An 8,028-nucleotide genomic window follows, 5' to 3' on the forward strand; every position below is an offset into this window, starting at 1 on the left:
AGAACAGGGGCTTCTTGCCGAAGCAGTCGCGGGCCAGGAGCAGCCGCCGGGCCCGGGCGTCCCACGCCGCCAGGGCGAACATGCCGTCCAGCCGGGCCAGGGCCGCGTCGCCCCAGCGGGCCAGGGCGTGGACAATGACCTCGGTGTCCGTGGCCGAGCGGAAGCGGTGGCCCAGGTCCTCCAGCTCGGCGCGCAGCTCGCGGAAGTTGTAGATCTCGCCGTTGAAGACCACCCACACGCCGCCCGCGCCGTCGTCCATAGGCTGGCGGCCCTGGGCCGAGAGGTCGAGGATGGACAGCCGCCGGTGGCCAAGGCCCGCCGACGGCCCGGGGCCGCCGGGGAAAACACGCACGCCCCGGTCGTCGGGCCCGCGGTGGCGCATGGCGTCGGTCATGGCCTCCAGGGCCTCGCGGTCCACGGGGCGCCCGTCGGCGTGGACGATTCCGGCGATGCCGCACATGGCCTAGCCGCCCAGGACCCGTTTGACCACATAGTGGTCCTTGTCCTGGCCCTCGAAGTACGAGCGGATGAGCAGCTCGCCCGTGAGCCCCAGGATGACCACCTGAAGCCCGGAGATGAGCACCAGGGCCAAAAGGATGAACAGCGTGTCGTAGGACACGGGCAGCCCGCCCAGGTCCCTGGCGGCCCACAGGGCGGCGATGCCCGCCAGCCCAAGACCCGTGGCCGTGCGGGCGATCTTGCCGAAGAACTGGATGGGCCGGGTCATGTAGTCGGAGAAGAAACGGACCACGACGAGGTCGAAGAGCACCCGCCAGACGCGCGAGAGCCCGTATTTGGCCGAACCGTGCACGCGCGGGCGGTGGTTCACCGGAATTTCGGCCACGCGCACCCCAAGCCAGGCCGCGAACACGGGGATGAAGCGGTGCATCTCGCCGTAGATATGGATGTTCTTGACGATGCCGCGCTTGTAGGCCTTGAGGGTGCAGCCGAAGTCGCGCAGCTGCACGCCCGTGCCCTCGATGAGCTTGTTGATCAGCCGGTTGGCGACCCAGGAGGGCAGCCGGCGCGACAGGGCCTTGTCCTTGCGGTCCCTGCGCCAGCCGTTGACCAGGTCGTAGCCCTCGGCCATCTTGTCCAGCAGGGCCGGGATGTCGCGGGGGTCGTTTTGCAGGTCGCCGTCCAGGGTGACCACGATGCCGCCCCGGGAATACTTGAACCCGGCGGACAGGGCGGCGGTCTGCCCGTAGTTGCGGCGGAACTGGATGACCCGCAGCCGGGGCTCCCCGGCGGCCAGGGCCTCCAGGGCCTCCCCGGTGCCGTCGGTGCTGCCGTCGTCCACCACGATGATCTCGGCGCGCACCTCCAGGCCGTCCAGCACGCCGGTCAGCTCTTCCAGAAGCGCGGCAACGCTGCCCACCTCGTTGTAGACCGGGATGACCACCGACAGGGAGGGCGCCTCGCCGCCGGTGCCCTCGCCGAAATCCTTGACCATGCTCATGGGATCGATGCGCCCCAGGCTGGCCGACAGGCCCAGGGCCGGGCCCCCGGGCCCCGGCGCGACGCCCCCGGCCCGGGCCGCGCGGCGCAGGGCCGCCACCTCGGGGGCCTCCTCGTCCTGGGGGTCGGCCAGGGCGGCCAGGGCGTCCAGCTCCGCGCGGGCGCCCCGGGCGTCGCCGCGCGCCAGCAGCGCGTAGCCAAGGTTCACGCGGGTGCGCACCGCCCGGGGGGCGGCGGCCACGGCGCGGCGCAGGGCGTCTTCGGCCCCGGGCAGATCCCCGGCCAGGAACAGGACCACCCCCAGGTCGTTCAGGGCCTCGGGGTCGCCCGGGCGCAGCTCCAGGGCCCGGCGCAGGTGCCGGGCGGCGCCCTGCTGGTCGCCGGTGGCCGAAAGGTGCTGGCCGTACTGGGCCACGGCGTCGAAGTCGTCCGGGGCCAGTTCCAGGGCCCGGGCCAGGCTGGCGCCGCTCTCGGCCAGGCGGCCCCGGGCGCGCAGCAGCACCCCCGCGAACAGGTGCGCCTCCACGGCCTCGGGGCGCAGGGCCAGGGCCTTGCGCAGGCTTTCCAGGGCCGGGGCCGTCTCGCCGCGCTCGTGGTGCACCAGGGCCAGGGCCACATGCAGGCCGTAGGCGTCGGGGGCGGCCTTGAGCCGGGCCAGGAGGCCCCGCAGGGTATCGTTGGACTGGGCGGTCATGCCACGCTCCGGTGACGGGTTTCAGACGCTTCCTGCGTCGGATGGCTCCCTGGGAAAAGATTGCAATATCCGTACCCCGGCCTCCCCGTCCGCTGCGGGCCGAGCGCCCGGAGGGGCCGGGGCGCACAGGGCGACGATGTCCGTGCCCAGGCCGACGGAATCGAAAAACGCCGCCAGCGGGGCGAATTCCCGCGCGCGCGCCGGGTTTTCCGACGAAAGGAACGCCTCGGCCCCCTCGCGCACGGCCGGGGGCGCCCCGGCGAGCATCCGCCGGGCGTGGCTCAGGAAATGGGCGTAGACGTTGAACGGATGCGGGGTCTGCGTGCGCAGTTCCAGCACCTCCAGGCCCGCCGCCGTCAGGAACCGCTCCAGGGTCGGCGGGGTGAAGGCGAACAGGTGGAAGGGCACGTCCTCGGCCTGGCGGAAGGCCTGGCGGGCGATGCCCGCGTGGTTGGGCACGGCGACGATCAGAAGCCCCCCGGGGCGCAGCACCCGCCGGGCCTCGGCCAGGGCGCGCCCGGGGTCGTGCAGGTGCTCCAGGACGTGGTTGAAGCGCACCACGTCGAAACAGGCGTCGGGGTATCCGGCGTCCCAGAGCTGGCCGCAGGCCACGTCCAGCCCCAGCTCCCGGGCCCTGGCGCAGGCCTCGGCGCTGGGCTCGACCCCGTGGCAGCGAAAGCCCCAGCGGCGCATGGCCGCCAGCCAGGCGCCGCGCCCGCAGCCCACGTCCAGGACGGCCCCGATGCGCGTGATGCGCTCCATGCGGTGGGTGGCCAGGATGCGCCGCCACTTGCGCTCCCAGGGCCAGGCCAGGCGCCGCACCCAGAGCCGCGCGGCGTCGCCGCCCTCGTAGCGCAGGCGCAGGAGCGCCCGCAGCAGGGCGTACAGCGGCCGCCGCCAGGCCGGGTCGCGGTACAGGCCGTGCCGGGCGTTGTAGGCCAGGTCGTACCATGCGGGCATGTCCGCCTCCCGGGGCCTGCGCGCCAGATAGGCCAGCCCGCAGGCCGCGCATTCCACCAGGGGGAACGTCTCGCCCGCCGTCCGGTAGTCCTCGAAGGGCGTCCGCTCGCGGCCGCCGCACAGGGCGCAGGCCGCGACATCCTCCATGACCCCGGCGGGCCGGACAGGCGCCCCGGGACTCACCGCTTCCTCGCCAGCACATGGTAGCCGTAGCACAGCAGCTCCGCCGAGCCCGTATCGGCCCGCGACAGCCGCCCCAGCATGGCCAGGGCCACGCGCACCGCGGCGGACTCCCACCTGCGCGGGCGGACCGTGGCGTAGCGCGCGGCCACGCGGTGGACCCGGCGCAGCTCCTGGGCCAGGTATTCGAAGAAATTGCCGTTGGGCGCAAGCTCCTGGATGTCCAGCCCCAGGGCGGGCAGGTGGTGTTCGTAGAAATAACGGTTGAAGCCGCTGGCGTGGTGGAAGGGCGCGTAGTGGGTCAGGCTGCAGAACGGCGCCGTGAGCACCAGCGCCCCGCCGGGGCGCAGCAGCCGCGCCAGCTCGGCCAGCGCCGCCCGGGGGTCGGGCAGGTGCTCCAGCACCTCGGTGCACAGCACGGCGTCGAAGCTGGCGTCGGGCTCGGGGATGGCCGTGATGTCGCAGACCAGGTGCAGCCCGCCGTGGTCGCGCGCGCCGGTGTGCAGGCCCCGGCCGTCGCCGGTACCCTCGTAGCGCCCGAAATCCTGGGCAACGTACTCGAAGCGCTGGCACAGCGGGGCGTAGCGCCCGGTTCCGGCGCCCGCGTCCAGCAGCCGGGCGCCGTCGGGCAGGGCCGCCAGCGCCCGGGCCACCCAGGCGTGGCGCACGGCCTCGTTGGTGGTTCCCGCCGCGCTCATGAGCCGCCCTCCCCGCCCGCGTTGCCGGGCTCCCCGGGTTTTACGAAACAAAAACAGCCGCAGCCGTACTCCTGGGCGTCGGCCAGGGCGAAGGACGCCCCGGGCAGCAGCCCGCCGTCGCGGGGGTCGTCGGGCACCAGGGCGAACTGCGCCAGGGCCAGCCCCGGGAACAGGGCCACTACCTGGGCGCAGGAGTAGACCCGGTGCAGGTTGAACTCCACCCGCGCCCGGCCCACGGGCACGGCCACCAGCAGCGTGCCCCCCGGGGCCAGCACCCGCGCCAGCTCCGCCGCCGCCCGCAGGTCGCCCCCCGGGTCCAGGGCGTCGCCGTAGCGCCCAAGGCCCACATGCTCGATGACATGCAGGCACGACAGGCTGGGCACGCTGGCGTCGGGAAAGGGCAGGGCCCCCAGGTCCGCCCGGCCGCATTCCAGGCCCGGCAGGGCGAGGTCCGGCGGCCGGAAGTCATGGAACGCCACGGGCACGAAGGCCGAAACCTGGGCCACGAAATACAGCGAGGAGGCGATGTCCACATGGCGCGCCGGGGCCAGCCGGGCCACATGACGCGCGGCCCAGCCCGTGTGCAGCACATAGTGGCGGTCGAAGCCCTGCTCGGATTCCCCGGTGCGCACCCGGGCCCCGGCCCAGTGCGGGGGCAGGCCCCGGCCCGCGTGGCCGGGCATGGCGCAAAAAGCCGCGAACTGCCGGGCCACGGCGGCCCGGGCCCGGCACCGGGCCAAGAGGCACCCCAGGCGCCCGACGAGGTTTCGGAAAAGACCGCTCACGCCCCGCCCCCCCCGGCGTCCAGCAGTTCCAGCAGCCGCCGGGCGAACGCCTCGGCCCGGTGGGTCCAGGTATGCCGCGCGAAAACCTCGGCCTGGGCCGTCAGGGCCCGGCGGACGGCCTCGTCCGGGTCGGCCAGCACCCGGCGGACGGCGCGCGCGTAGTCCTGCGGATCGTCGGCCACGAACAGCCCGTCCAGGTCCAGGCGCCGGGCCAGGAGCCCGGGGCGGTCCACCACCTGGGGCACGCCGCAGGCGGCCAGCTGGTAGGTGCGCTCGTTGAGGTCCGCCGTGCGCGCGGCCTGCACGTCCAGGTGCAGGTTGAGCCCCACGCGCGCCCGGGCGTAGACGTAGCGCTGGGCCGCTGGCGGCGCGTCGCACAGCAGGCAGCGCCCGGCCCAGGGCCAGCCCGGGCCGTCGATGAACCCCGGGCCCGAGGCCGCCACGGGCCCCAGCCAGGCCCGGTAGCGGCTCCATTTGCTGCGGTTCACCGAGCCCAGGAACACATGGTCCAGGTCGCGCGCGACACCGGGCACCGGATAGTAGTGCAGCACGTCGGCCCCGAACTCCAGGGAGAGGACGGGGCCCCCCGCCTCGCGCAGGGGCGCGAATCCGGGCGCGTCGCGGTAGTGCTCCGGGCAGCAGAAGCCGTAGTGGAAGCCCGCGCCCAGGGCCCGGGCGCGCAGGATGCGGCCGGGCAGGGGCGTGTTGCCGTCGGCCTCGCAGGAGGCCGTGAGCCCCACCAGCAGGGGCCCGGCCTCACGGCGCCAGGCGGCCACGGCCCCCCAGTCGACGCGCTCCAGGTAGGGATCGTTGTCGCTGGTCAGGAACACCGTAGGCCGGAAGGCGGCCAGGACCCCGGCCACGGGCTCGTCCCAGCCCAGGGCCCGCGCGGGGACGCCAATGAAATCGAGGTTGCGCACGAGGTTGGAAAACAGGGAGAAGCCCCCGGGGGAATAGGCGGGCGGGGGGACGTGGACCAGCACCCGCAGGCGCTCCTGGCCGCGCAGCAGGCCCCGGAAGCGCTCCAGGACCGCGCGGCGCAGGGCGTGGCCCTGGCGCACCAGGGGGTCGGACGAGGCGGCCCAGGCGGCGGCGGTTTCCAGCTCCCCGGCGCGCCGGGCCATGCCCACGGCCCAGTCCAGCACGGCGTCGTGCCCGGCGCGCGTGCCGGGATGCACCGCGTCCAGAAAACGCCGGAACTCCCAGCCCGGGTCGGGCCGACCCAGGACGCGCTTGGCCAGGTGGCGGGCCAGGGGCAGCGGGGCGAGGCTCACGGCGCGGCCTCCGGGGGCCGCCCGCCCCGGCGGCCCCAGGCCACCCGCAGCCGCCCCCAGGCGCGCCCGGCGAAATAGCGCGCCAGGACCAGCGGCGGGAAGCGCAGGGCCGTGCGCGCGGGGTCGGCATGTTCGAGGTGGACGGCGCCGCCCCGCTCCCCGGGCGCGCCCCAGCGCTCCAAAAAGGCCGCCCAATCGCGCCGCTGGACCTCCAGGTTGCTGCTGCGCACCGCGCAGGCCGCGTGCGGGAAATGCTCCACGAAGGCGCGCGGGCAGTCGGCCACCTCCCAGCCGCGCTCCCACATGCGCAGGCACAGGTCGCCGTCGGCGTGGTAGAACACATAGCGCTCCCCGTCGGCGAAGCCCACGTCCTCCAGGGCCTGGCGCAGGAAGAGCCCGTGGTTGACGAACAGTTTTCCGCCCAGGGTGGTGCCCACCCAGTAGCGCTTGTGCAGAAACGTGTCGCGCCAGTAGAAGGCCAGGGCCCCCACGCGCCGCCCGGCGGCCTCCAGGGCCGCGAAATGCTCCAGGGCGGCGGCCAGGGAGCCCGGCACCAGCAGGCAGTCGTCGGAAACCATGCACACGAAGCGCCCCCGGGCGGCGCGGAACCCCAGGTTCATGAACGCGCCCCAGCCGCGCCGCTCCAGGGGCCGCCCGCGCCAGGAGCCCCGGTTGTGCTGCACGATGGTCAGCACGTCCTTCTGGCGCGTGAGCCAGCGCAGGGCGCCGTCGGTGGAGCCCCCGTCGACGACGATGATCTCGTGGTCCAGGCCGCGGCCCTCGGCGCGCAGGGAGGCCACGGTGGCGCGCAGCAGGGCCCGGCGGTTGTAGGAACCGAGGACGAAGGAGACCTGCGGGCGGCGGATGGCGGGTTCGTTCATGACAGCCTTGGCCTTTCGCCGGCGGACCGGCGCGCGGGGGTCACCGGCCCCGCTCCCGGGCGCGCATCCAGGCCAGGGTCGGGGCCAGCCCCTGGCGCAGGCCGACCCCGGGGCGCCAGCCGGTGGCGGCGGCAAAGGCCGACGGGTCGCACAGGGACCGGCGGATATCGCCCCGGCGCGCCGGGGCGAAACGCACGGGCGCGCCGCTCCCGGCCAGGGCGCCCACCGTCCGGGCCAGTTCGAGGATGGTCGTTTCCACCCCCGTGCCGACATTGTATATCCCGAAACGCGCGCGGCCGTCCACGACGCCCGCCGCCAGCAGGCAGGCATGGACCACGTCGCCGACGTAGACGAAATCCCGCGACTGGCCCCCATCGCCGTGGACCACCGGGGACCGCCCGGCCAGGGCGGCGTCGAGGAACTTGGATATCACGCCGCTGTAGGGATTGTCGGGATCCTGGCGCGGGCCGAAGACGTTGAAGAAACGCAGGGCCGTGCCGAAGCCGCTGCCCCCCACCCGGGCGCTGACCTGGTATTTGGCCGCGCCGTAGGGCGAAAGCTGCACCGTCCGCCCGGTGGCGTCGCCCTCGGCCACGGGCACCCGGGGCGCGTCGCCGTATTCGGCGGCGGAACCGGAAAAGACATAGGTGGCGAAACCCGCCCGGCGCGCCGCGGCGTGCAGCTCCAGGGCCGCGTCGCGGTTCAGGCGCATGGCCTGCTCCGGGTGCTCCAGGCAATACTGGGTGCTGGATATGGCCGCCAGGTGGAACAGGCGCGCCCCGGCGCCGCCCAGGGCGAGCATCTCGCGCACGCACCCGGGGTCGAGCACCGAACCGCGCAGGAACCGGAAGCCGGGGTGCTCCTGGAACCCGGCCATGCCCTCCAGGCCGCCCCGGGACAGGTCGTCCACGCCGACCACGGGCCAGCCCGCGTCCAGCAGGGCCTGGGCGAGGTGCCCGCCGATGAAGCCCGCCACTCCGGTGACCAGGCAGGGCGGCCGTCCTGTGGGGCCGTTGGTCGGCATGTCGGTTCTCCACGGTTCCGGTTCCAGGGATCACGCGGATGAAGCAAAACCCGTTCCAGCCCGCCCGAACGACG

The 8,028-nt window shown here is 74.5% G+C and carries 7 protein-coding genes and 1 pseudogene; all 8 read right to left on the reverse strand.

Going from position 1 to position 8,028, the window contains the following annotated elements; translation table 11 throughout:
* Positions 1–460 (reverse strand): annotated as a pseudogene (locus tag M0P34_RS11450) (asparagine synthetase B); the annotation flags it as partial.
* Between the two features lie 3 nt (positions 461–463).
* Positions 464–2,152, reverse strand: a complete 1,689-nt coding sequence (locus M0P34_RS11455) for a glycosyltransferase (protein WP_291499180.1) — start codon at positions 2,150–2,152, stop codon at positions 464–466.
* Between the two features lie 21 nt (positions 2,153–2,173).
* Positions 2,174–3,259, reverse strand: a complete 1,086-nt coding sequence (locus M0P34_RS11460; RefSeq protein ID WP_291499182.1) for a class I SAM-dependent methyltransferase — start codon at positions 3,257–3,259, stop codon at positions 2,174–2,176.
* Positions 3,260–3,291: 32 nt separating this feature from the next.
* Complete coding sequence (locus M0P34_RS11465) at positions 3,292–3,990, reverse strand: methyltransferase domain-containing protein (RefSeq protein ID WP_291499183.1); 699 nt, start codon at positions 3,988–3,990, stop codon at positions 3,292–3,294.
* Positions 3,987–4,775 carry a DUF268 domain-containing protein gene (locus tag M0P34_RS11470; RefSeq protein ID WP_291499185.1) on the reverse strand — a complete coding sequence of 263 codons (789 nt, stop codon included), beginning with the start codon at positions 4,773–4,775 and terminating at the stop codon, positions 3,987–3,989. The genes M0P34_RS11465 and M0P34_RS11470 overlap by 4 nt, the downstream gene beginning before the upstream one ends.
* Complete coding sequence (locus M0P34_RS11475) at positions 4,772–6,049, reverse strand: glycosyltransferase (protein ID WP_291499187.1); 1,278 nt, start codon at positions 6,047–6,049, stop codon at positions 4,772–4,774. Before M0P34_RS11475 ends, M0P34_RS11470 begins: the two co-directional genes overlap by 4 nt.
* Positions 6,046–6,930 (reverse strand): glycosyltransferase, encoded by an 885-nt coding sequence (locus M0P34_RS11480; protein WP_291499189.1) that lies wholly within the window; start codon positions 6,928–6,930, stop codon positions 6,046–6,048. The genes M0P34_RS11475 and M0P34_RS11480 overlap by 4 nt, the downstream gene beginning before the upstream one ends.
* Positions 6,931–6,970: 40 nt before the next feature.
* Complete coding sequence (locus tag M0P34_RS11485) at positions 6,971–7,954, reverse strand: NAD-dependent epimerase/dehydratase family protein (protein WP_291499192.1); 984 nt, start codon at positions 7,952–7,954, stop codon at positions 6,971–6,973.
* Positions 7,955–8,028 lie beyond the last annotated feature (74 nt).

The sequence above is a fragment of the Desulfocurvus sp. genome (assembly GCF_023230885.1).
GTDB lineage: Bacteria > Desulfobacterota > Desulfovibrionia > Desulfovibrionales > Desulfovibrionaceae > Desulfocurvus.